Source organism: Flavobacterium sp. PLA-DH12 (assembly GCF_059511845.1).
Map to the genome: position 1 here is coordinate 1 of NZ_JCAMPD010000005.1, position 23085 is coordinate 23085.

Here is a 23085-nt window from a genome sequence, read left to right on the forward strand (position 1 = left end):
AAGAATTATTACAATATTTATATTACTATAATCACGAAAGACCACATCAGGGAATTGATGGAAAAAAGCCAATTGAAATGATAAATCCGTTACCGAAATAAGTGACTTTTACAGAAATGACAAGATTGAGAGAATTGCAGACTTAAAACCAAATAGTGAATCTTTTTGAGTCAATCTTTTATAATCTAAAGCTAAACTCAAAAACAATAAAACGATAATTTTAAAACATCAACATTACAAAATGATTTCTTTTTTAATCTTTTTAGGCGTTTTTCTATTTATGGAATGTGTGACCTGGCTAACACATAAATATGTTATGCATGGTTTTATGTGGTATTTTCATGCCGATCATCATCAGCCGAAATACGAAAACACTTTTGAGCGCAACGATATTTTCTTCGTCATTTTTGCCATTCCGAGTATAATCTTGTTTTATTTTGGTGTCGAAGGCGGATTTAATTATCTGTTTTTTATTGCATGCGGCATTACACTTTATGGCGCTTGTTATTTTTTAATTCACGATGTTTTAATTCATCAGCGGTTTAAATGGTTTAAAAACACCAAAAACAAATACCTCATCGGACTTAGAAAAGCTCATAAAATACACCACAAACATTTACAAAAAGAAAAAGGAGAATGTTTCGGAATGTTGTTCGTGCCATTTAAATATTATAAAATGTAGCATCATTTGAGCATTTTTCAAGAACAATTTGATTATGAAATTATACAAAATAGTAACCGTACAGCATATAAATGCAAGTGTTGAAGATTGCTGGGATTTTTTCTCAAGTCCAAAAAACCTTCAAACTATTACACTCGATAATATGAATTTCCAAATTCAGGATTACGACGGAAAACGTATGTATCATGGACAAATTATTACCTATACTTTAAAACCGCTTTTCGGAATCAAAATGTCTTGGGTTACCGAAATTACTGCTTGTCAAGAAAATGAGTATTTTGTAGACATTCAGCAATTTGGGCCTTATAAACTTTGGCATCACAAACACTTTTTTGAACCAACACCAGATGGAGGAACCAAAATGACAGACGTTGTTCATTACGCTCTCCCATTTGGAATTCTAGGCAGAATCATGAACCGCTTGGTTGTGAAAAACAAATTGAAAAGCATTTTCGACTACCGATATAATAAAATTGAAGAATTATTTAATTCTAAAAAGTAAGCCACAGGTTAACACAGATTAAAATAAAAATTTAAACACATAGAAACATAGATTTAGATTGGAAAAAAAAAGACGGTTCACTTGCATAAATACATATAGCTATGTGTTAGAAACTAGTTTCTTTCTAAACTCTTTTTAAAAGAAAAACAAATCTATGTTTCTATGTGTTGAGAAAAACAGTCCAGAAAATAAAAAATCATTTAAATCCCATTAATCTGTGGCAAAAAAACAAAAACAATGACAAAACAAAAAGTTGCTTTATTTTGGTTTAGACGTGATTTGCGTTTAGAAGACAACACAGGATTATTTCATGTCTTGCAATCAGATTTTCCTGTTGTTCCATTATTCATTTTTGACGATGATATTCTAGAACATCTTCCAAAAAATGACGCCAGAGTAACTTTCATTTATGATTCTCTCGAAAAAATAAATTCAGAATTAAATAAACTTGATTCTTCGATTTTAATCAAAAAAGGAAAAACTACAGACGTTTGGAAATCCCTAATTGAAGAATTTGACATTCAAAGCGTTTTCTTTAATAAAGATTATGAACCTTTTGCCATAAAGCGAGATACAGCCATAACTGCGTTATTAAAAGAAAACAACATTGAATCTTTTTCTTTTAAAGATCATGTAATTTTCGAAGAAAAAGAAATTACAAAAGCAGACGGACTTCCATATACCGTTTACACGCCTTACAAAAACAAATGGCTAGAGAAATACCATTTTTCGGGGTCTGCTCCTCAATATGACATCAAGCCTTTTCAATCTAATTTTGCAAGAAATCAATTTAACTTTCCAGATTTAAAAGAAATTGGTTTTGGCAGAAGTTCCATAAAAGTAAAACCACATAACTTAACACAAATCGCAAATTACAAAGAAACAAGAGATTTTCCAGCTTTGGACAGCACTTCTTATCTTTCACCACATTTACGTTTTGGTACTGTTAGTATTAGAAAATTAGTAAACTGGGCAAACCGAAAAAATCAGACATTCTTAAGCGAATTAATCTGGCGAGAATTCTTTATTCAGATTCTTTTTAGCTTCCCGAATTGTGTCAATCATAACTTCAAATCCAATTATGACGGAATTCAATGGCGAAATAATGAAGAAGATTTCAAACGCTGGTGTTCTGGGACAACTGGATATCCAATGGTTGATGCTGGAATGCGTCAGCTGAATGAAACTGGATACATGCACAATCGCGTTCGCATGGTTGTGGCGAGTTTTTTATGCAAACATTTACTCATTAACTGGCAATGGGGCGAAGCTTATTTCGCAGAAAAACTTCTAGATTTCGAATTAGCTTCAAATGTAGGAAACTGGCAATGGGCGGCAGGAACAGGATGCGATGCTGCGCCTTATTTCAGAGTTTTTAATCCCGAAATTCAGCAGCAAAAATTTGACCCAAAAGGAGAATACATCCGCAAATGGATACCTGAATTTGATTTTGGTTATAATGAACCTATGGTTGATCATGCTTTTGCTAGAGATCGTGCGATTTCTACTTACAAGGCTGGGATTTTAAAATAAAGTTTTTATTTCAGGTTTCAAGTTTCAGGTTTACACTGGATGCTTAATTTTGTTTCACGCAGATTAAGCAGATTTATACTCATTTTTGTCATCCCGAGGAACGAAGGATCACACACTAGAAACTCCACAATCAGAATCGATAATCTTTGTTGAGCTACGTTTGTGATCCTTCGTTCCTCAGGATCACAAACTAAACAAAAAAACTTTGTCAAAGTTTTAAACTTTGACAAAGTTCTATATCTAAAGTTCAGCCAACTTGAAACCTGAAACTTGAAACAAAAACCCTAATATTTTATATAATTCTCCACAACGATTTTCGCTTTCAAATCAAACATTAAATTATATAAACCGAAGAAAGTGCGATTCATGTAAATAAAGTGCTTAGAACCACGATTTCCGTTCATTTTTTTGAGATTTGTATCTTCTGAAAAACGTTTTCCTAATTGGGCAATTGCGTTGAAGAATTCTTCATCGGCAAAATCGAAAGTTTCATTTTGAAAAGGTTTTGTAAAAAGAGACAATAAATCATGAAACATTTCGGTGAAATATTCTATTTCTGCTGGTGTATCATCTGGACGAAGAATCTCCAATTCAAATAATTTCTGATTGAAAAGCTTCTCGTCTGTAATGACATTTTTATTAATCAACTCAAAATACGGAGTGTAGAAATCATCTGGAATTTGTTTCATACAGCCAAAATCTAAAGCGATTAACTGATTTTGATCATCAACCAAAAAATTTCCTGGATGCGGATCTGCATGCACTTTTCTTAAAACATGAATTTGATACATATAAAAATCCCAAAGCGCCTGACCCAATTTATCGCCTGCTTCTTGGTCGGTGTTTTTTGCTGTGAACTCCGAAAGATGAATTCCAGTCATCCAATCCATCGTAATGATTTTCTCTGATGAAAACTCTGGATAGTAATTCGGAAAAGTGATGTTTTCAATCTTACTGCAAGCCTCAACAACTTCTTGGCTTTGTTTCAATTCCAACAAATAGTTAGTTTCTTCAATTAGTTTGTCTTCGACTTCTTTGAAATATTTATCAGAATCTTTTCCCTGCAGATTAAACATTCTAATTGCAATTGGTTTCACCAAAGCCAAATCAGAAGAAATGCTATTGGCAACACCTGGATATTGAATTTTAACCGCCAGTTTTTTATCGCCTTTTTTTGCCAAATGCACTTGGCCAATACTTGCCGCGTTTACTGAATTTGGATTGAATTCGTCAAAAATTTCATAAGGTGTTTTTCCAAAATTGCTTTTGAATGTTTTTAAAACCAAAGGTGCAGAAAGTGGCGGAACAGAAAATTGCGATAACGAAAACTTTTCTACATAAGCCTGCGGAAGAAAGTTTTTATCCATGCTTAGCATTTGAGCCACTTTAAGCGCACTTCCTTTTAAGCTTTTTAGTCCATCATAAATATCTTCGGCGTTGTTCTCGTTTAGTTTGTCACGGCTCAAATCTGGATTAACCATTTTTTCGGCATAATGTTTTACATAGTTTACACCGATTTTAGCACCTGTTTGAACCAATTTTCCTGCTCGTTCTATTTTTGAGGTTGGAATATAATCGATTGTTTTCATTATCTGCTGTATACTTTTTCTTTAAACAAAAATTTCCCGAAATCAATCAAATGATTCATTGGCGCAACATTCATTAATTCGAACGAAGCATTAACAGATTTTTCAATAAAAATATCTGTCTTTTCGAAAGCCGGAGATTCGTCTTCCATCCAAAATTTGATTGTTATCATTAATTGCACCCAAGAAGATTCCTGAATGGCTTTTTCTTGAAATTTTTGAAATCTTTCCTGTTCCAATCTGTAATCGTCTGTCAGGATTTCAGCAACATATTCTTTAAAACTATTTCGAAGCGTAGTTAACTGAACTAAATTTTTAATCGGATTTTTATCCATTTTAAGCGATTGTAAAACATAGCTTCTATTGGCAGTCAGGATTTCAAAAAAAGTAAAATAAAAACTCAACATTTTATTCTTCATGTCATATCCCTGATATTCCTCATTCTTATAAAGAAGATTAACTGTGTTTTCAAAAAACAGTCGGAATATTTCTTTTTCTAAACCTTCTAATGTTCCAAAAAAAGCATAAAATTCGGCTTCTGTTAAATCATTTTCTTTGGCAAAATGATAAACCGATTTTGGTTTTTGACCTTTTTCCAGAACCTCTTCCATATATTTTGAAACGATATCATCTTTGGTAATTACCTTTTTTTTAGTCGCCATTTTATTAAAATTTAGAATTTGCCATAAAGGTAAACATTGTTTAAGTACCTTTACTAATCCTTAAACACTATATACTGTTAAATATATTATAAACTATTATGGCTCAAAATGTTCTATTAACAGGCGGAAGCGGTTTCATTGGAAAACATTTAACAGATGTTCTCATCGAAGCCGGATTTTCTGTGTCTGTTTTGAGCCGTTCAGACAGAGAAAATACTCCGAGAGTCACTTACTACAAATGGGATATCAAAAAAAATTACATTGATAAAAATGCTGTCCTAAATGCCGACTACATTATTCATCTTGCAGGAGAAGGAATCGTCGAAAAAAGATGGACTAAAAGACGAAAAAGAGCTATTCTTGAAAGCCGAATTAGACCTATAGAAATGATTTTTTCAGTTTTGGAAAACAACAATAAAAAACTAGACGCATTTGTTTCTGCATCGGCGGTTGGTATTTATGGTGCTGTAACCAGTCATAAAATCTGTACTGAAGACACACCTCCAGCAAATGACTTTTTAGGCATTACTTGTCAAAAATGGGAAAATGCTGCTGATAAAATGAATTCTTTAAACATTCGAACGGTCAAAATTAGAACCGGTATCGTTTTTGGAAAAGAAGAAGGTTTTATAAAAAAGATGATTCCGACCTTTAAATCGGGTTTTGGCGCTGTATTAGGTTCTGGTAAACAATATCTTCCTTGGGTTCATGTTGAAGATTTATGCCAGATTTACTTAAAAAGTATTGAAGACACAAAACTAGAAGGCGCCTACAACGCTTGTGTAACAGACAACACAACTAATGCCCGATTTTCTAAAACATTCGCTAAATTGTTTGATTATGCTATTTGGCTTCCTAATGTTCCACCTTTTGTACTAAAGATTTTATTGGGCGAAATGAGCATAGCAGTTTTAACTGGACAACGTGTTTCTTCGGAAAAAATTCAGAAAGCAGGTTTCGAATTTCAGTTTACTGATTTAGAAAAAACACTTATCAGCTGTATCAAATAATTTTATTTTAAAGTAAGCATAGTATCTTCACTTCGAACAATGCCCGTCAGTTCTGTATTAGCTGTTTTTGAAATTTTGGCCGCTATAGGAGTTGGAATCTGAATATTAAAATCGGAGACTTCAATTGGGAAATCTGAAATAACCTGAATTCCTTCCGGCACTCTTTTAATCAAAGCATTCACAATAATTTCTTTTGATTTGCCTCGTAAATTCAATTTCCCCTTTATCTGATATTGCTTTTCAACCTCATTAATATCTTTCAAATCAAACTTTTCAATCTTCCCTTTAAATACTGCTTTAGGATAACGATCGCTTTGCATATAATTTTCATTGAAATGCTCTTGCATGAGATCCAATTTAAAACGAAAATTTTTGATGACAACAGTACAGATAAAAGTACTTGTTTTAGGTTCTAAAAGTATAGCTACTTGTCTATTTACTGCTCTAATCTCCTCAAACATAGGAACTGAGGCTTCAAAATTAATTGTCCCTGTATTAGTGAAAAATTTGTCTTGGGCAATAACAGAAAAAGCAGTAAAAAGTAAAAAAAGTAAGGTAGTTGTTTTCATAATCGTCTACATTTAAACAATTATGTCATTCCATTTATTCTGACCAAAAGAAAATAAAAAATTCAGCTTTTAATTAATCTGAAAAATAGAACGGCAATACTCAGTGAAAAAATTCCGTAACCCAATAATTACACTTAAAGTTACGAAATTTCTCAACGCCGAGTTCTGAGATTAATGCTAAATATTTGTGAATTTTTTTTTCTTCTGAAAAGGGAATCGTGAGAGGTAAAAAAGACTAAAATACTCTTTTTACTAATGCATAAATTACATTGATAAAAAATAAAAGCTGTGCACCAAATAATGCAAAAATGAAAATCACTATTCCTATTTCTATTCTTTGGTTAAAACTCATGTCTTCTAAAAGTCCAACCATATCGCCAGGAATACTTTCTCTTATAAATTTAGGCAAAACCAAAACCGCAAACAAACCTATTACGCTTATTAAAATATGAGAAACAGTCATCCAATTTATTAAACCAAAATTTAGTTTCAAAAGACCAAAATAAATTAAAGCCAATATTCCATAAATAAAAGAAATAAGAATCATTAAATGTTTCCAAGAAATAACAAAATACGTATCATGAATATTGATTGAAACTGTTTGATTTCCTTTATAAAACCCATATAGTAGAAGAACTACTATTAATCCTAAAAACACAAAATAAGGTTTGCTTTGTATGTAATTCATTTAAAAAAATTAGTCGTTAACCTTTTACTTCTGTGCAAATTTCAATTAAAAATCCGTTTAAGTCTCTTGCATAAGCTACAATTTGTCTCCAAGGTTTTTCTACAGGTTCTAAAACTATAACCGCACCAAAAGAAGTTGCTTTCTGTAAAACTTCCGGAACATTATCTGTAATGAAACCAATTTCTATTGCAAAAGGCTTATTTTCTAAACTGCTTTCAATAAAACCGTCTTTCAAACTTTGAGAAGCCAGCTTTTTTGATGCAAATGAAAGTGTCGTTTCTCCTGTGCTTAATTCGCCATAATCACCATCTGGCGTGATAAATTTTCTCGAGAACCCAAAAGCATTTTCATAAAACGCAATAGATTCTTCGACATTTTCAACATATAAAATTGTATATCCAAACTTGACCATAATTTCTACTATTTAATGTGTATCAAATAAATATAAGAAAATTTAGCTGATTTCTAGAAGGACATTATATTTTTCTAAACTCGCTAGATCTTCAATCGAATTTATATTGGTCAATTTTTCGTGTTCTTCTACTTCTTTTCTAACCTCAATATGTTTTATTGCTTTTCTAAAACGTCGCACTTCTTCTAAATTGGATAAAATCAATCCTGGAACTGGAACGCTTTTTCCGTCTTTATCTTTGGCAACCATTGTAAAGTAAGACGAATTACAATGTTTGATTACGCCAGTCTGAATATTTTCGGCTTCTACGCGAATGCCTACGATCATCGAACTTCTTCCAACATAATTTACAGAAGCTTTCATCGTCACTAACTCTCCTACTTCAATTGGTTTTAGAAAGTTTACCGTATCTACAGAAGCCGTTACGCAATAATTTCCGCTAAATTTTGATGCCGATGCAAACGCAATCTGATCTAATAATAACAAAATATATCCTCCGTGAATTTTTCCGCTAAAATTGGTATGCGAAGGAAGCATTAATTCTGATATACTAACTTTTGATGATGAAACGGGTTTAAAATCTGTACTCATGTTTTTGTTTTTGGTATTTTTTGATTAGTTGTATTCTATATTTTTTCTCTTGCCTCTTACTTCTTTCCTCTTCTAATTCAATAATTCATTTTCATCTGAATTAATCGCTCTTGCAATAATATTATCTGGAAGCGATTTCTTTGCTTTTGCTCCCATTTTTTTCAATCTTTCTACGCTCGAAATCAGATTTCCTTTTCCATCAACCAATTTATTCATGGCGCTTTCGTATTCGGTTTTAGTATCTTTTATTTTATTTCCAATTCGGACTAAATCGGACACAAAACCTTCAAATTTATCATATAAAGCCCCTGCCTGTCTTGCAATCTCAAAAGCATTTTCCTGCTGTTTCTGATTGGTCCACATACTGTCAATAGTTCGCAATGTAGCCAAAAGTGTGCTTGGTGTTACAATAACAATATTTCGGTCAAAAGCTTTGGTGTATAAAGATGGATCTTCGTTTAAAGCAATGGCAAAAGCAGGTTCCATAGGAATGAAAAGCAACACAAAGTCTGGGCTTTCCATTTGGTATAAATCATGGTAATTTTTACTTCCTAACTGCTCCACATGCCTTTTTATAGAAAGAACATGCTCTTTAAGAAATTCTATTTTTAAAAGTTCCGATTCTTCGTTTACCCATTTTTCGTAAGCCGAAAGTGAAACTTTAGAATCGACAATCATTTTTTTACCGTCGGGAAGATTAATGACCACATCTGGCAAAACGCGGTTTCCTTCACTATTTGTAAAACTCTGCTGTACTTCATATTCTCTTCCTTTTTCTAGTCCTGATTTTTCTAGAACACGCTCCAAAACCAATTCGCCCCAATTTCCCTGCATTTTACTATCGCCTTTTAATGCTTTGGTTAGATTTAAGGTTTCTTTGCTCATTTGTGCATTCATTTCGCTCAAACCAATAATCTGCTGGCGAAGCGCTGCATGATAATCGATACTTTCCTTATGAGTTTGCTCAACCTTTTGTTCAAAAACAAGAATTTTATCCTGCAAAGGCGTCAGGATATTTTTCATGTTCACTGTGTTTTGTTCGGTAAACTTAGCCGATTTTTCTTCTAATATTTTGTTGGCAAGGTTTTCAAATTCTTTGGTGAATTTTTCTTGAAGTTCGTTGATTTCGCTTTTTTGCTCTTTATGGCGTTCCCATAAATTTTCAAAATCCACTTCTTTTTTAGAAAGCTGAATTGCAAGACTGTCTTTCTCTGTCCTAATATTTTCTTTCTCGGAAATACTCAACTGTAATTGTTTCTGAAAATTATTTTTTTCGTTTTCAAATTGCTCTTTCAACATTTGCAATTGCCCATTTAAAGCATTCACTCTTTCCTCAGAAATGGCCTTTTCAGAATTAAATTTTGACGCAGAAAGCGTTCTCCCTACGTAGATTCCAATAAAAAGTGCAACAACAAAGCCTAGTAAAAACGGTAAATAATCAGACATAACTAAGTTAATTTTACGTAAAAGTACGCAATAATACGTAGTGCTTAGTTTTTAAAATGGAAATTTCACTAATTCATTTTCAAATCCAACTAAACCAACATTTTATTTTTTTTGAAAAAATTTTAACCTCAACGCAACCTTTTTTTAAAAGCACTATCTACTAAGATATAAACCTATTAAAATAATTATGAAAAAATTAATGCTTGGCTTGTTTGTAGCCTTTGGATTCAGTGCTTGTTCTCTCAATGACGGAAATAAATATGTAGATTGTGGAGCTAATACAGTTGTAAATTTTACTGGCTTTCCGTTCGCATGTAATTATAATGTAAAATCAATGCCTAATAATCCTGCTGCTGTTGTTATTGTATCTCAAGAAAAAATGGAAGAGTTTTTTACAAAACATGAGAACAACTGTCCAGTTGCAAGTGACCCTAATATTGATTTTACAAAAGAATATCTAGTTGGAATTTTTGCAGGCGCTAAACCTACAAGCGGATATGCCATCAAAATTACTTCGATTGTAGAAAACAATTGCGAGATCGTTGTTAATTACTACGAAAAAACTCCTGCTGAAGGTGAAAACGTAACCCAAGCTCCTACTTATCCTTATGATTTTGTTTTGATTCCGAAAACATCAAAAGGAATGATTTTTAACAAAACAGTAGAAATTGCAGACGCGATGATTATTGGAAGTTTCAATAACCAATGTTTAAGTTCTGACTGCCAGAAATTCTATCAGATTAACGATTTTAATACTTTAAAATTCTTAAACGTTGGTGCTAATCAATATGATTTTGGACAATATAGATATACTCCAACAATTAAGAGAGGCGAATATACTTTATTATTAAAAAGTGTTCCTGCTGAAATTTTAGCTTTAAAAGGACAAACAAAAACGTATGGTACTCCAGATGCAACAGATCAAGGCGGAATTTATTTTGAACTTCGTCAAGGCGCAAGTACCACTAAAGTTTATATCGACAATAATGACACTGAAGATCAAAGTTCAGAAATAAAACTTTTCAAAAAAACAATTCAAGAAAAAATTACAAGTTTAAAATAATTCTATCATGAAGAAACTCTTTTTATCTTTTATTATTTGCTTTCTTTTTACATCAATGATTTCTGTTAATACTTCTACAGAAGCTGCAGGATCAATTATAAATACGTGGACTTGGGAAAAATCTATTGGGGGTTCTAATAATCCTTATGTAGCTACACCCAAAACAATCGGATTTACTAAGAAAATTATTTTCACCCAAGACGAAAGGGTTATTACTTATAAAAACAATGTAGAGATTAGAAATAGTGCGTATCAGATAGAAAAGGGAAAAGGATATTTTGATCAGTCGGAACATGATTTAATTACGTTTGAAGGCAAAACCTACGTAATAGAAAACCTTGACAATCAAAATCTAACAATTGTAAGCAACAGTCAAGACGGTACTCGAACTATTTTTAAAAGATAGTTTTGTAAGCTATTTAAAACTATTTTTGCAAAATCAAATTTGAACCATTTCTTGAAAGACGAGTTAGAAAAATATATCAAACTGTGCATGAAAAATGACAGGGAGGGACAACTGAAAATCTATCAGTTGTTCTCTCCTGTTTTATATGGTATTTGTTTGAAATATATGAAGAACGAGGATGATGCGAAAGACGTTTTTCAGGAAGCATTTGTAATTGCCTTTCAGAAAATAAGCCAATATAAATTTGAAGGAAGCTTTGAGGGATGGCTAAAACGAATCTTTATAAACAAACTCATTGAGACTTTAAACAAAAAGAAAAAAGAGAGTTTCTTTTTAGATGTTTTTGATCCCGATACGGATTTTGTGGAAGAAGAGGAACTGGAAGCTATTCCGATCGAACAGGAAAAACTTCTGGAGTATATTAGGGATTTACCAGATCAATATCGAACGGTTTTTAACTTGTATGTATTTGAGAAAATGAAACACCGAGAAATCGCCGAACTATTAAAAATCTCCGAAGGAACATCAAAATCAAATTTAAATCGCGCCAAACACATATTACAAAAGCGAATTTTGAGCATAAAAAATTTTAAGATAGCATGAAGAAGCAAAAAATAGAAGATATTTTTTCATCAATGGAAGACTTTTCGAGTGTTCCGCCTCCAGAATTGTGGAGTCAGATTGAAGAAAAATTAGACAAACCTAAAAAGAAGAAGAGAGTTGTTCTTTGGTGGTCGGCTGCTGCATGCTTATTATTAGGGTTGCTTCTGCCTTCAATTTTACATTTTACTGCTTCTTCTGAAAATACAAACCTCAACAACGGCAATTTAGAAAACAATACAAACAGCGTTGTTATTGACAAAAAAACAAATAACGTTCATACTGGAAAAGATTCAAATCGAAATAAAAATACTGGAAAAGCAATAGATTCGTTAAACGAAAATTCTCCAAAGAATCAGTTCAATAGTGAGTCTCAAATTCAAGTTCAAGAAACTACTGTAGCGGAAACAAATTCTGAGAACAAAACCAGTAAAAGAGATTCTAAATCTAATATTGTGGTTCCAGCAAATACGGTGAACCAATCTGTTGCTTATCAAAACTCTGGTTCATCAGAAGAAAAATCAATTGTAAAATCTTCTAAAAAATCTATTTTAGGAAATAATACAAGATCTTCAAATAAAGGTATTTCCGAAGAAAGAATTGCTTTTGGAAAACAAAGTAAATTTAATTCGACAGCAAAAAAACAGCTTTCAAATTCTATTTTTGAAGAACAGCTTACTCCGAAAAACAGTAAAAATATAGCTTTTACCAATCAGGGGGGATATGCTGCAAATAATAACCCTTTTACACAAAGTACCGCATCTAACTCAAACAACGCCGTTTTAGGTAAAACTGAGAATAAGCGAACTGATAAAGCCGTTATCATAAAAGACGATCTGAAAATCACTAACGGTTTGAGCAAAACAGACTCTATGCAACTTGCTGAACTTCAGAATTTAGAAAAAGGAATTTTAGCCCCGGAAAAGAAAAAAGAAGAAAAAGAGAAAAAAGACAATCTAATCAACAAAAATGAAAGATGGGCCGTTGCTGTTTTTGCAGGTGTGGCAAGTTCTGAAAATACTAAAAACGAAAAGACCTTAGGCAACGTAAACGATTCGAAACAATCTAATTCTTACGGAGTAAAAACTAAATATAGCATTAATAAAAAATGGGCCGTGGGTTCTGGATTAAAAATTAGTGAATTAGGGCAGAGTGTTGCCAATGTATCGTATTTAAGCGCCAAAAGCAATGCCTTTTTCAATCCTGGAACTCTAAATGCTGATAGTAATAACAGTCCAGTTGTTTCAGCAGACCCGTCAAGCCAAGGTTATCTTTTTATTTCAAATAGCACAAAAGAAGCTTTGAAAAATGAAAATGTGCAAACTGGTAAATTGGATCAGAATTTAAGATATGTAGAAATGCCTCTTGAGGTTTCTTATTCTGTTTTTAATAAAAACAAAGCCAGCATTAACTTAAATACAGGAGGTTTTGTAGGTAAATTAATTTCTAACAACGTAGCTCTAGACGGACATTCGATTGGAGAGAATATGAATGCCAATGATTATGTGTATGGTTCTACTTTGAGCAGTACGGTTCAATATCGTGTGTATAAAAAGACAAATGTTTTTGTTGAACCTGCGGTAAATTATTATATCAATCCGCTAAATAGTCAGTCTTTCAACCAGTTCCAATGGGGATTAAATTTTGGTCTGAATGTTAATTTCTAAAGTAAATTTGTAGTAATTTTCAAACTATTTTTAAAATAGTTTTTTATGAATTTTACCATTGGCTCAGCTGATTTAGTATTGAGCAAAGAAAGTGTTTTTGATAAAGCAGATTTGCAGATGACTTCTTTACAAAAGGAAAGCGAAAGTGAGGAATATAGTGCCTTTCGATTTCAGATAAACAGTAAAAATATTTGTTATAGAGAAGCCAAAATTACCCCAACCAAAACGGGGCAATTTGTTACTTTATGGAAACGAAATCAAACGGGAACGATTGAACCTTTTGATTATACAGATACTATCGATTTTGTAATTGTGACTGTTCGAAAAGACCAAAATTGGGGACAGTTTATTTTTCCTAAAAAAACATTATTAGAAAAAGGTATTTTTTCTACTCAAAGCAAAGAAGGAATTAGAGCCACAAGAGTTTATCCGCCTTGGGATGCAACTACAAGTAAACAGGCTCAGAAAACACAAAAATGGCAATTGGATTATTTTTTCAGCTTTTCAGATCAAAGTAATATTGAGTTAGAGGAATTGAAGAAAGTATTTATATAAAAAAGGCAGTCTTAAAATGACTGCCTTTTCTGTTTTATAATCTATTTTACTTCTTGATGATTTTATCTTTAAAAATCACTTTATTATTTTCTGTAACTGTGTAGAAATAAACTCCAGAAACTAGATTCCCAACAGCAACAACTGCTGTACTAACTTCAGATTCATTTTTAACATTGATCGAATTTCCAATCGCACGACCATTAAAATCATATAATCTAATTTTTAGATCTCTTCCTTGCGTTGCTGTTTTGATATCAAAGCTCAAAACATCTGTCGCAGGATTTGGATAAGCTTTTACGAAATATTTATTTTTCACTCCAAAATCTGGCGTAGAAAGCACGTCTTGTTTTAATTGGAAACGAGCAATTACTGGTCCGTGATCTGAAGTTGTTGTGGTATAATTTAGAATATCATTCCTTGGATCGTAAACTGCAGTTGACTGATCTATATATTGATCAAATAATTCATTAGAAATCATAATATGGTCTAAAAACCCGCCTGAGCTTAAAAAACTAAAAGCACCGGCCTGACTTATTTCTAAAGTTAGTGCTTTATAATTGCTTGTATCTGTTACAAAGTTTTCGTAAGTCGAAGGATTGTTTGTACCAAAAACTGATTTTTTCACATCATCGTTATAATCTCCCAAAATAATTAAATTATCATTTGGATAATGAGCATCTAAACTGTCTTTAAAAACTTGCGTATCATACTTACGTCTTGTGTAAGTTGTCATATCAGATCCGCTGTTTGCTCGAGCATGAACATCTATCAGTTTGATTTCATTTTTAACTCCATTAAGATTAGTTTCTAAAGTTACGATATAAGGCAAACGACCTGAAGAGAAAAATCCTGAACTTGGGTGCACTGGCGGATTACTTGCAGGCAAAGGATAATTGGCTAGAGTTTTAGTTCCTGCAACCAATTCATCGTAAAACTCTTTAAACATTACTCGAGTTTTTTTCAATGTAGCCGTTTGAGTATTATAAATGACTACTAATTTTTGAGGCGGAAAAGTTGGATCTGAAGTTGGATCCCAAGAATACGACCAAATTGGCGAGGTAGTTTTCTCAAATGTTTTACCGTTGATATTTAATTTTTGAATTAAATCGTCTATGGCTGTATCACTAGAAACTTCCTGAACTACATATACATCGGCATTTAATTTATTCATCACTTTTGCCACATTTGCAATTTGCAAGACATTGTCTGTGGGTCCGTTACTAGGATTATCTGAACCAAAAAAGTCTAGATTATAAGTAACCACATCAAAAGTTTCTGATTTTAATATAGAAGATCCTGTAAATGAACCAATTTGTTTATTCAGAGACGTTCCTGTTACTGTTAATGCTCCAGAAATTGTTGGTTCTTTTGTGGTTGGCGCAAATCTTGCGTAAACTGTTTTTCCTGCTAAAGCATCGGCTGAAGAAACAACAATACTTGACGTATATGAAGTATTATCAAATGACAATTGGTACGAAGCTGGAGCCTCAATAGCAATATCGCCATAACCTGCAGCTCTGAAAATAAAGGACTGACTGGCAGTAATTGAATTTGGACTTACATCTGCGAAATCTAAAATCGGATTTGAATCTACGTATTGCGATTCATTTGTAATAGCAAAGTCATCAAAAGAGAATTCTGCTGCATTACCACTTCCTCCCGAAGCTGTTTCGTAAACCCAAGCCAAATAAGTGTGATCTGTTTTATAAGCCGTTAAGTTTATATACTGCGATTTTGTATAAGTTCCTGTATTTCCAGGGAATTTACCATCTAATTCTATCCATGTTGCTGTATTTGGCGCGCTTACTCCATCATAATCTGTAGAAACCATTAATTTTAAAGATGGCCCATTATAAAATTGACGAGAGTAAAAAGACAATAATGGAATTTGACTAAAATTATCTAAACGTAATCTCGGAGAAATCAGCCAATCTTTGCTTGCTCCATTTTCTGAAAATCCGTTTATTAAAACCGCACCAGTTCCTGAATTAACATTACGTGACAGAATAGTGTGTGACCATTTATTCAAAGGTCCCGCCTCATTGTATTGTGACCATCCGCTATTTGCTAAAACATTTGGATCATTAAAACCTTGTATATATGGGTTTGTTCCGCTTCCAGACAGACTAACTATTTTTGTTGTGCCTCCTGCTGTTTCATGAGTTATTGAACCTGTGAAACTTCCAACTGAAGTTGGAGTGAATTTTACATAAACTGTTGGTGTTGCATTTGATGCAAAATCGGCTAATGCAAAAGTAATAGAAGATCCAAACGTGGCATTATCTTTAGATATTACAAAGTTTGCTGATGCTGTTAAGACAACATCTTGTGTTAAATCTGTTGCTCCAACTTGATAACTTAAAACTTTTGAATCATAATTTGCTTCTGAGGCTCCTAAATCTAAAGACGCTATTGTGGTCGATAAAACTGGCGCAATAGCAGTAGTAGCATCTAATTTACTTACTGCAATTTGTGCATTATTATAAGAATCTTCTGAAATAGAAAAAACAGAGTAAGTGGTATTTAAATTCAATCCAGCAAAACTCTTTACATATTCTTGAGTAGGATCTGTAATATCTAAAAAACCAAATTGTAAGGCTGAAGCTCCTTCCGCATTCTGTCCTGCCTTTATCTGTGCAATTGTTGGCGTTGCACTACCATTAGGCAATAACACATAATATGTTTTTCCTTTCTCATTTATTTTACTGATAAAGTCAAAACTATCAGCTAAGATATTAGTAACCTTTGGATAGCCGGTAACATTAATTGGCGCATCTTGATCGCTAAAAACTTTTACATCAACATTATCAATGGCAAAAGCTGGACGAGAACCTCCTCCAGAAATTTGTCTAGAAATCCATCGCACTTGAACTACAGGTTGATTATTACATTCCGCAGGTAACATTACTGTTATATGACTACTTTGTGGTAACGTAGTTTCATCCATGCGTGGGGTGGTATTATTGCGAAAATAAGTATCAGACAACGTTACAAAATCTGCCGTAGTACCAACTCGGTATTGTAAAGCAAATTCATTGATACGAGAACTTGTAGTTGAACCACTTACTGTACCGTACGGATTACGAATTACTAAAGCATCATATTGAATTTCAATACTTGCTTTTTGTTCTGTTGAAAAAGCAAGACCAATTGCATAATCATTAGTTCCAGAATTTAGAAAACCAATTTTTCCATCATAATTATAAACATTTCCTGTACCAGAATTCGCTTTCCCTCCAGCCGTTAAAGCCTTATCTGCTATAATTACACCAGATGTAACATAATTTGTAGTACCAGAACCATTTGTATTTCCTGCGGTCCATCCTTGAAATCCAAGTGGATATGTTACAGAAGTACCACCATTTAAATCATTAAATTCTTCTCTTATAGGAAGTGAAGTTCTTATTGTAATCTGAGCAAAAAGATTACCAGAAAAAAGGCAAAAAAAACATAAAAGAGCCAAAAGATGGCGCGAAAAGTAGAGTTTTTTCATATGTTAAAGAATAGAGTTTTTAGAGTTCAAATTTATCTTCTTTAAAGTTAAGCCAATATTATAAAACCATAAACTTAATGTTTGAAATTTTATAAATATTATTCACCAAAACTTAACATTACATTAAATATAATAAAATAAAACCAATAAAAAGAACATTATTTTACACATAATTTAAACAGACACCTATCCAAACAGCATTAAAAAAACTCCGTATTTCCTACAAATACTAGGGTTTTTATATAAAAAAAAGCAGTAAACTTTCGCTTACTGCTTTTCACTAATTCAAAATAGTATTCTCTAACAAATATTAAACCGCGGTATAACCACCATCGGCAATAATATAACTTCCTGTAGTAAATGATGATTTATCAGAATTTAGAAAAACTACCAGCTCGGCAACTTCTTCTGCTGTTCCTAAACGATTCATCGCAGATTTTGCTGCAACGGCCTGCATCATTTCCTTATTTAAATTATCTTTTAAAAGTGCTGTTTCAATATAACCTGGTCCGACAGCATTACAGCGAATATTTTTCTGCGCATATTCTACTGCAATATTTTTTGTCAAACCAACAACACCATGTTTACTTGCTGTATACGCAACACTATTTGGCGCGGCAACTTGTCCGTGGATTGAAGCAATATTTACGATGCTTCCACCACCATTTTTCTCCATTTGCTCCAATTGGTAACGGCAGGCATAAAAAACGCCACTTAAGTTTAAGGCAATAACTTTATCCCAAGCTTCTGGCTCATATTCACCAGTTGGTTTTGCCGGTCCACCCATTCCTGCATTATTACAAGCAATGTCTAATCGACCGTATTTTGAAACTGTCACCTCAACCATGTGTTTATTGTCGGTTGCGCTAGATGAATCTCCTTTTATAAAAAAAGCTTCTCCACCTTTTTCCTTTATCATTTTTACGGTTTCTTCACCGTGTTCTACATTTATATCAGCTACTACTACTTTTGCTCCTTCTCGAGCGTATGCTTTTGCAACTGCGCGTCCGATTCCTGATCCTCCGCCAGATACAAAAGCTACTTTATTTTCTAAAAGTGCCATTTTGTATATGTTTTAAATTGATTCCTCTAATTTACGAAGATATCAACCGATACAGAAGCTTTAAAAGGAGTTTACAATAACATTAACGCGAACCGCTAATCTTATGTTATTTGACATTAAATTGACTCTATTTTACTTAAAATTTTGTATTGTCCTACTCGCCTTCATCTAGTTTCATATTCCCACGATCTTTATGATTATCAGGATGTGAGTTTGGATATCGATTTGGCGTTATATCAGAATTACGATCTTTATTTTCAATTGTTTTCTTTACCTCCTCCTCTGTTTCTACTCCGCGATTTGCATTTGGGTTATTTGGATTTACTTGATGAAGGGATTTATTAATATCCTCATTTTCATTTCGAGCGCGTTCTACAATCTTTTTATCGCCGTCTGCATCGGTTACCAATTCTTTATTCAGTTTGGCATCTTTTAATTCTTCATCATGCGAGACGTTTTTACCTTTAGATTCATCAATATTTTTCTGCGTCCCGTTTATCTTTTTTGTTTCTAAATTATTTGTTTCCATGACATTATTCTTTTTACATTGAATTTATAATATTACGAATTCTAACTGCGAAAAAATTATGACTTGACATTGCTTTTCTTTTATAATTGCCATCTGTTTTTTTATTTATTACCTTTATTCAAAGCAACTTAACAACCTTAATTATTATGAACTTCTTCAAAATCAAAACTAGCTGGTCTAATGCCGAATTTATCCCAATCAAATTATGTATGGCTTCTATTTATATTTTAATCGGAAGTTATTTTCATGAATTTTTCCAAAACTATTATTCTGTTTTAATTGTCATTTTTGCTATAACCGTAATTTGGTTTGTGTACCAATGGCTGAAAAAAATGAAATCTGAAAAACAGTTATAAGATTTAGTTCTAAGAAAGAGACTATCTTTGCAAAAAATTAAAAATGCACCAACACTTCATTCTTTTTAAACCTTACGGCTATTTAAGCCAATTTATTTATGAATTAAAAAGAAAGAAAAAGCTTTTGGGCGAATTGTACAATTTTCCAGAAGGAACAATGGCAATTGGAAGATTGGACGAAGATTCTGAAGGTTTGCTCCTCTTGACAACGGATGGAAATATGAGTGAACTTGTACGAAGCAAAAAAGTCGACAAAGAATATTACGTTCAGGTTGACGGATTAATTACTCCCGAAGCGATAGAACAATTGCAAAAAGGTGTAGAAATCGGACTTGACGGCGGAAAATACAAAACAAAACCCTGCAAAGCTTTCATTGTAACTGAAATTCCTGATTTTGGTGCGAGAGCCAAAAAAATTAGGGACGAACGTCATGGCCCTACTTCTTGGGCATCCATCACATTAAGAGAGGGAAAATTTCGTCAAGTCAGAAAAATGACTGCTGCAGTTGGTTTTCCAACCTTGCGTCTTGTTCGCGTTCGAATAGGAAATGTATATTTGCAAAACCTAAAAGCAGGTGAAGTTTTGGAAGTTTCCGATTTTCAATTAGATAATTAGAAAATGTGCCAATTAGATAATTTCAAAAACTCATAACTCATAATTCATAACTAAAAAAAGATGTTAAACGTTGTTCTTGTAGAACCTGAAATACCAAATAATACCGGAAATATCGGCAGATTGTGTGTAGGCACAGAAAGCCGACTTCATTTAATTCATCCTTTCGGATTTGTAATTAATGACAAGAACCTAAAACGTTCTGGATTGGATTATTGGGTTCATCTTGATGTAACAGAATATCAAAATGTGGACGAATGGATTGCACAGATTCCAGATCAATCACGTGTATTTTTAATGAGTTCGCATTCTGATAAATCCTATTTAGAAAATGAATTTCAAGATGGTGACTGGTTGGTTTTCGGAAAAGAAAGCGTTGGTTTGAGTGCAGCATTTATGGCAAGATTCGAAAATCATTTAACGATTCCGATGTCACCGCTTATTCGCAGTTTTAATATTGCTAATTCTGTTGCTTTTGTGGTTGGCGAAGCGAAAAGACAGATTGGGTTAAAAAAGGATTAATTGTGTAACTGTTTAACCGAGAATAATAAAGTATATGACTGAAAGATTATTGTTTAGCTTGGAATTTATATTAGTAGACTTTTTTTCTACTTATGGAATAATTACTATCATTTGCTTACTTCTTTCAACATTTATTAAAAATCCAATTCTCCAAAAAATTAATAATCAGTCAAATCGTTTCATTTCATTTACTGGAATTGTTTATTTAATTGTCTTTCTCCTAGCAACAATTATTGAATTAAACATTTCAGATCAAGAAAGTAAAAATTATTTGTTTAACAGAATGTTTGGTAAATATTGGTTTGGATTTTGGCTTCAACCGTTACTTTGGTTTTCTATGAGCCAACTTCTTAGAATTAAATCAATCCAAAAAAGAACTCTTTTAAAGCTAATTTTCAGCTTTTTCTTTATTATATCAATTGAAAAAATAGTAATCATTATTACCTCTTTCCATAGAGACTACTTGCCAAGTTCCTGGACTATGTCTGCATATTATTATTCTTCAAATTTGTTTCTTGAGCTATTAATCAAACTTTCAATCTTTCTGATTTCTGTTAGAATTTTCATGATGATTACTCAAAAAATAGATGATTGGAAAACAATAAAAACTAACTCACAATAAACTTCCCTTTTTCAGCATCAAAAATAATATGTTCGTCTTTGAACAAATTGCTGAAACTTCCGTTTGAGATTAAATTACATGGCTGGTCTTGCACTATATTTTCTGATGTCATTATAATCATTTCATCACTTAATTGAATGGCCAGATCAATGTCGTGTGTCGAGAATAAAATGCATTTTTGAGTTTCCTTAGTCAGTTTTTTCAATAATTTGAATAATGAAACTTTATGCAGTAAATCAAGGTGTGTTGTAGGTTCGTCTAGAATAATTAATGGTGTATCTTGCGCCAAAGCCCTTGCAATTAATACTTTCTGCAATTGTCCATCACTAATCTGAAAATGTTTTTTTGCAGCCAAATGTTCGATTTGTGTCAAACTCATTGCTTCCTGAACTTTTAGAACATCTTCGTCAGACAATTTATCGACCCAATTGGTATAAGGTTGGCGACCTAAAGCAACCAATTCAAAAACGGAAAGATTACTTGGCGGCAATTTTTCGGTCAAAACCAAACTTAGATTTTGTGCCAGTTCTAAAGGCTGATAGTCTGAAATATTTCTTTCATTCAAATATACTTTCCCGGATAAAGGTTTCTGAATTCCTGTAATCGTTCGTAATAAAGTTGACTTTCCAATTCCGTTTGCTCCGATTAAAGTAATTAATTTACCTGCTTGCAGACTAAGATTAAGGTTTTCAGCAATAGTCGTAACACCTTTTTTGGATTTGTATCCAATATTTAGATTCGAAGCTGTTAAGATGTTTTTCATTTTTTTGAGATTCTAAGTTACTAAGATGCTGAGATTCTAAGTTTTTTTTCTTTTAAGCCACAGATTAAAGGATTAAAATGATAAAAAAAATCTGTGCAAATCTTTTTAATCTGTGGCAAAAAATTATTGAAAATTTCTTTTTCTAACCAAAAGCCAAATAACAACTGGCGCACCAATTATAGACGTAACAGCATTTATTGGAAGCGTGACATCAAAACCTGGCATTTGCGAAACAATATCACAAAACAGCATTATTATGGAACCAAAAAATAAAGTACTCCAAAACAAAATAGTATGATTGCTTGTTTGAAAAGTCAGCTTTGCAATATGAGGCACTGCTAAACCGACAAAAGCAATTGGTCCCGCGAATGCTGTAATCGCTCCTGATAATATACTCGTTGCAAATATGATTATTAATCGAGCCTGTTTAAAATTCAATCCCATGCTTTTGGCATAATTTTCTCCAAGAAGCAAGGCGTTTAATGGTTTAATACTTTTGGCGCTTAAAAGCAATCCGATTCCAACACAGAAAGTTAAAATTACAATAGTTGTCCAAGAAAGATTTCCGAGATTTCCCATAGACCAAAAAGTAAATTTCTGAAGCTGTTCTGCCGTACTAAAATAAGTCAGAACACTAACGATTGCTGTGGTAAAACTTCCAAACATTAATCCCACAATCAAAATTGCCATTGTATCTCGCAATCGCTGTGAAACGACTAAAACCAGAAATAAAACCAATGTACTTCCTAAAGTAGATGCCAAAACAATTCCGTAAGAAGACAATGCAATTACACTTAAAAAAGAAGGCAGAAATCCTGCTCCTAAAATCACAAAAGCAACTCCAAGACTTGCTCCAGAACTTAACCCTAAAACATAAGGTCCAGCAAGCGGATTTCTGAACAAAGTCTGCATTAAAAGTCCGCTTATTGAAAGTCCTGTTCCGACCAAAACTGCCGTAATGGCTTTTGGCAAACGATAATTAATGATAATATATTCCCAAGTTGATTTTGTGGCTTGACCTCCAGTTAAACTTGCTATAACATCTTTTAGAGGAATAGTAACCGACCCTAAACTAATGCTTGCAAAAAACATTAGAAAAAGTCCAAAAGTCAATACGACAAATAAAATGGTATTTCTTTTTTTATTCGCCAA

The 23085-nt window shown here is 32.8% G+C and carries 25 protein-coding genes; 13 read left to right on the forward strand and 12 right to left on the reverse strand.

Features of this window, described 5'->3' with window-relative positions:
* Positions 1-241: 241 nt before the first annotated feature.
* The 3 genes from AC5ZCW_RS10845 to AC5ZCW_RS10855 all read left to right on the forward strand — a co-directional run bounded on the left by AC5ZCW_RS10845 (position 242) and on the right by AC5ZCW_RS10855 (position 2717).
* The gene (locus tag AC5ZCW_RS10845; protein WP_343545321.1) at positions 242-682 is read left to right on the forward strand and encodes a sterol desaturase family protein; all 441 of its coding nucleotides are present in this window, start codon (positions 242-244) and stop codon (positions 680-682) included.
* Between the two features lie 34 nt (positions 683-716).
* A complete protein-coding gene (locus tag AC5ZCW_RS10850) occupies positions 717-1184 on the forward strand; it encodes an SRPBCC family protein (protein ID WP_496119742.1) in 468 nt (155 codons plus the stop codon).
* Between the two features lie 237 nt (positions 1185-1421).
* Positions 1422-2717 carry a cryptochrome/photolyase family protein gene (locus tag AC5ZCW_RS10855; RefSeq protein WP_496119744.1) on the forward strand — a complete coding sequence of 432 codons (1296 nt, stop codon included), beginning with the start codon at positions 1422-1424 and terminating at the stop codon, positions 2715-2717.
* Positions 2718-3001: 284 nt separating this feature from the next.
* Here the strand turns inward: AC5ZCW_RS10855 and AC5ZCW_RS10860 are convergent, their stop codons facing one another.
* Entirely contained in the window at positions 3002-4306 is a 1305-nt protein-coding gene (locus tag AC5ZCW_RS10860; RefSeq protein WP_343545318.1) for an ABC1 kinase family protein, read from the reverse strand.
* On the reverse strand, positions 4306-4965 hold the full coding sequence (locus AC5ZCW_RS10865) for a TetR family transcriptional regulator C-terminal domain-containing protein (RefSeq protein ID WP_496119747.1): 660 nt from the start codon (positions 4963-4965) through the stop codon (positions 4306-4308). Before AC5ZCW_RS10865 ends, AC5ZCW_RS10860 begins: the two co-directional genes overlap by 1 nt.
* Before the next feature lie 98 nt (positions 4966-5063).
* Here AC5ZCW_RS10865 and AC5ZCW_RS10870 point away from each other — a divergent pair, with 98 nt between their 5' ends.
* On the forward strand, positions 5064-5975 hold the full coding sequence (locus tag AC5ZCW_RS10870; RefSeq protein ID WP_496119749.1) for a TIGR01777 family oxidoreductase: 912 nt from the start codon (positions 5064-5066) through the stop codon (positions 5973-5975).
* A 2-nt stretch (positions 5976-5977) separates the two neighbouring features.
* On the opposite strand, the gene AC5ZCW_RS10875 is transcribed toward AC5ZCW_RS10870, so the two are convergent.
* The 5 genes from AC5ZCW_RS10875 to AC5ZCW_RS10895 all read right to left on the reverse strand — a co-directional run bounded on the left by AC5ZCW_RS10875 (position 5978) and on the right by AC5ZCW_RS10895 (position 9681).
* On the reverse strand, positions 5978-6544 hold the full coding sequence (locus tag AC5ZCW_RS10875; protein WP_177212293.1) for a YceI family protein: 567 nt from the start codon (positions 6542-6544) through the stop codon (positions 5978-5980).
* Between the two features lie 235 nt (positions 6545-6779).
* Positions 6780-7232 carry a hypothetical protein gene (locus AC5ZCW_RS10880; RefSeq protein ID WP_343545315.1) on the reverse strand — a complete coding sequence of 151 codons (453 nt, stop codon included), beginning with the start codon at positions 7230-7232 and terminating at the stop codon, positions 6780-6782.
* Between the two features lie 16 nt (positions 7233-7248).
* Entirely contained in the window at positions 7249-7644 is a 396-nt protein-coding gene (locus AC5ZCW_RS10885; RefSeq protein ID WP_496119752.1) for a VOC family protein, read from the reverse strand.
* Positions 7645-7686: 42 nt separating this feature from the next.
* On the reverse strand, positions 7687-8235 hold the full coding sequence (locus tag AC5ZCW_RS10890; RefSeq protein WP_177212290.1) for an acyl-CoA thioesterase: 549 nt from the start codon (positions 8233-8235) through the stop codon (positions 7687-7689).
* 72 nt (positions 8236-8307) lie between these two features.
* On the reverse strand, positions 8308-9681 hold the full coding sequence (locus AC5ZCW_RS10895; protein ID WP_496119755.1) for a DNA recombination protein RmuC: 1374 nt from the start codon (positions 9679-9681) through the stop codon (positions 8308-8310).
* A 187-nt stretch (positions 9682-9868) separates the two neighbouring features.
* On the opposite strand from AC5ZCW_RS10895, the gene AC5ZCW_RS10900 reads away from it, so the two are divergent.
* The 5 genes from AC5ZCW_RS10900 (at position 9869) to AC5ZCW_RS10920 (ending at position 13972) form a co-directional block, all read left to right on the forward strand.
* Positions 9869-10744, forward strand: coding sequence for a protease complex subunit PrcB family protein (locus AC5ZCW_RS10900; protein ID WP_343545313.1), 876 nt, complete (start codon positions 9869-9871; stop codon positions 10742-10744).
* A 7-nt stretch (positions 10745-10751) separates the two neighbouring features.
* Positions 10752-11150, forward strand: coding sequence for a hypothetical protein (locus AC5ZCW_RS10905; RefSeq protein ID WP_496119757.1), 399 nt, complete (start codon positions 10752-10754; stop codon positions 11148-11150).
* Between the two features lie 87 nt (positions 11151-11237).
* A complete protein-coding gene (locus tag AC5ZCW_RS10910) occupies positions 11238-11753 on the forward strand; it encodes an RNA polymerase sigma factor (RefSeq protein ID WP_343545327.1) in 516 nt (171 codons plus the stop codon).
* Entirely contained in the window at positions 11750-13417 is a 1668-nt protein-coding gene (locus AC5ZCW_RS10915; protein WP_496119758.1) for a hypothetical protein, read from the forward strand. The genes AC5ZCW_RS10910 and AC5ZCW_RS10915 overlap by 4 nt, the downstream gene beginning before the upstream one ends.
* Positions 13418-13462: 45 nt before the next feature.
* The gene (locus AC5ZCW_RS10920; protein WP_343545310.1) at positions 13463-13972 is read left to right on the forward strand and encodes a MepB family protein; all 510 of its coding nucleotides are present in this window, start codon (positions 13463-13465) and stop codon (positions 13970-13972) included.
* A 46-nt stretch (positions 13973-14018) separates the two neighbouring features.
* Here the strand turns inward: AC5ZCW_RS10920 and AC5ZCW_RS10925 are convergent, their stop codons facing one another.
* From AC5ZCW_RS10925 to AC5ZCW_RS10935, 3 genes are all read right to left on the reverse strand, one after another.
* Entirely contained in the window at positions 14019-17465 is a 3447-nt protein-coding gene (locus AC5ZCW_RS10925; protein ID WP_496119760.1) for a choice-of-anchor J domain-containing protein, read from the reverse strand.
* 310 nt (positions 17466-17775) lie between these two features.
* Complete coding sequence (locus tag AC5ZCW_RS10930) at positions 17776-18528, reverse strand: SDR family NAD(P)-dependent oxidoreductase (protein WP_496119762.1); 753 nt, start codon at positions 18526-18528, stop codon at positions 17776-17778.
* A gap of 154 nt (positions 18529-18682) precedes the next feature.
* The gene (locus AC5ZCW_RS10935) at positions 18683-19057 is read right to left on the reverse strand and encodes a hypothetical protein (RefSeq protein ID WP_496119764.1); all 375 of its coding nucleotides are present in this window, start codon (positions 19055-19057) and stop codon (positions 18683-18685) included.
* Positions 19058-19203: 146 nt separating this feature from the next.
* Here AC5ZCW_RS10935 and AC5ZCW_RS10940 point away from each other — a divergent pair, with 146 nt between their 5' ends.
* From AC5ZCW_RS10940 to AC5ZCW_RS10955, 4 genes are read left to right on the forward strand one after another with little or no spacing between them, the layout of a single operon-like run.
* Positions 19204-19413, forward strand: a complete 210-nt coding sequence (locus AC5ZCW_RS10940) for a hypothetical protein (RefSeq protein ID WP_343545306.1) — start codon at positions 19204-19206, stop codon at positions 19411-19413.
* Positions 19414-19456: 43 nt separating this feature from the next.
* Positions 19457-20029 (forward strand): pseudouridine synthase, encoded by a 573-nt coding sequence (locus AC5ZCW_RS10945; protein WP_496119766.1) that lies wholly within the window; start codon positions 19457-19459, stop codon positions 20027-20029.
* Positions 20030-20089: 60 nt separating this feature from the next.
* Positions 20090-20548: a tRNA (cytidine(34)-2'-O)-methyltransferase gene (locus AC5ZCW_RS10950; protein ID WP_496119768.1), complete on the forward strand. Its 459-nt coding sequence runs from the start codon at positions 20090-20092 to the stop codon at positions 20546-20548.
* Between the two features lie 34 nt (positions 20549-20582).
* On the forward strand, positions 20583-21170 hold the full coding sequence (locus AC5ZCW_RS10955; RefSeq protein ID WP_496119770.1) for a hypothetical protein: 588 nt from the start codon (positions 20583-20585) through the stop codon (positions 21168-21170).
* On the opposite strand, the gene AC5ZCW_RS10960 is transcribed toward AC5ZCW_RS10955, so the two are convergent.
* Positions 21157-21933 carry an ABC transporter ATP-binding protein gene (locus tag AC5ZCW_RS10960; RefSeq protein ID WP_496119772.1) on the reverse strand — a complete coding sequence of 259 codons (777 nt, stop codon included), beginning with the start codon at positions 21931-21933 and terminating at the stop codon, positions 21157-21159. The genes AC5ZCW_RS10955 and AC5ZCW_RS10960 overlap by 14 nt on opposite strands.
* A 123-nt stretch (positions 21934-22056) precedes the next feature.
* Positions 22057-23085: an iron chelate uptake ABC transporter family permease subunit gene (locus AC5ZCW_RS10965; RefSeq protein WP_496119774.1), complete on the reverse strand. Its 1029-nt coding sequence runs from the start codon at positions 23083-23085 to the stop codon at positions 22057-22059.